The organism is Parafrankia sp. FMc2 (assembly GCF_041008525.1).
Lineage (GTDB): Bacteria > Actinomycetota > Actinomycetes > Frankiales > Frankiaceae > Parafrankia.
The window spans coordinates 1-1,094 of sequence record NZ_JBFLUG010000424.1 but is presented as its reverse complement, the minus strand read 5'-3'; the positions used below and the strand labels follow the sequence as shown (position 1 = coordinate 1,094).

Sequence of the window (1,094 nt, the reverse complement as noted above, 5' to 3'; positions counted from 1 at the left end):
GCACGGCCACCGCCCATGTGGGCCGTCAGTGGCTGGGCCGGTACGGCAAGACCGACAACGCCGTGGTCACGGTGAGCACCCTGTGGGCGGACGAACGGGTCTACTCTCCGCTGCACGCCCGGCCCTACACCCCGGCGCAGCATTTCCCGACAGGGAAAAGCGACCCGGGTTTCCGGACCAAGCCGCAGATCGCGGTCGATCTGGTCCGTCGGGCTGCGGTGGCCGGGGTGGTGTTTCGCGCGGTGGTCGCCGACTGCGCCTACGGCGACCACGACGCCTTCCGCGGTGAGCTGTTCGCGGCGGATCTGCCGTTCGTGATGGCGCTCAAACCCCACCGGGGTACCTGGGCCTACGGCCCCGACGCGCACACCCCCCTCGACGCCGCCCGCGGGCTCTCCTGGAACGGCCCGAGAAGACCAGGCCCCTGGAAGGCGATCAGACGGACCTTCCGCGACGGACACACCGCCACCTGGTGGGCCGCCGAGGCCCGGCTGGGCTGCTGGGGCCCCGATGGTGTCATCCGGCTGGTCATCGCCACCACCGACCCGGCCCGGCTCCCCGCCACCAGCACCTGGTACCTGGCGACGAACCTGCCCCGTCCCGGCTCGACACGCGAGGCCGACAGTCCGCACCCGGCCGCCGACCTCACCGAACTCGTCCGGATCTACGGGATCCGCAACTGGATCGAGCAGAGCTACAAACAGGTCAAGGACGAACTCGGCTGGGCCGATTTCCAGGTCCGTTCCGACCTGGCGATACGCCGCCACCAGACCCTCGTGTTCTGCGCGTTCTCGTTCTGCTGGGCGAGTACTCACGCCCTCGAGAAACCCCCCGGGCAGGAAGACGCCGGCGGTGGACACGACCGGCGAGAGAGGGGGTGCGACAGCTCCCTCTCCACCGATACGGCCGCCCTGGCCGGTGACACTGCGCGCGGTCCGCGGCTGGCTGACCCCCTGGATCATGCTGCAGCGTTGCTGGCACGCATGGTCAGCGAGACCACCGCCCGATGAGTTCCAAGCACTGATCGCCGCGGTTGGTGCAGGCCATGGCCTGCACCTTTATCTACCACCCTGATCCAACAAACCACCGCTAGC

Annotated in this window: 1 protein-coding gene; it reads left to right on the top strand. The window is 69.4% G+C overall.

Translation table 11 applies throughout. The annotated features are described in order from the left end of the window. Positions 1-1,010 (top strand): transposase (locus tag AB1460_RS37700; RefSeq protein WP_368967360.1); only part of this gene is annotated, 1,010 nt, incomplete at its 5' end. Between the last annotated feature and the right edge of the window lie 84 nt (positions 1,011-1,094).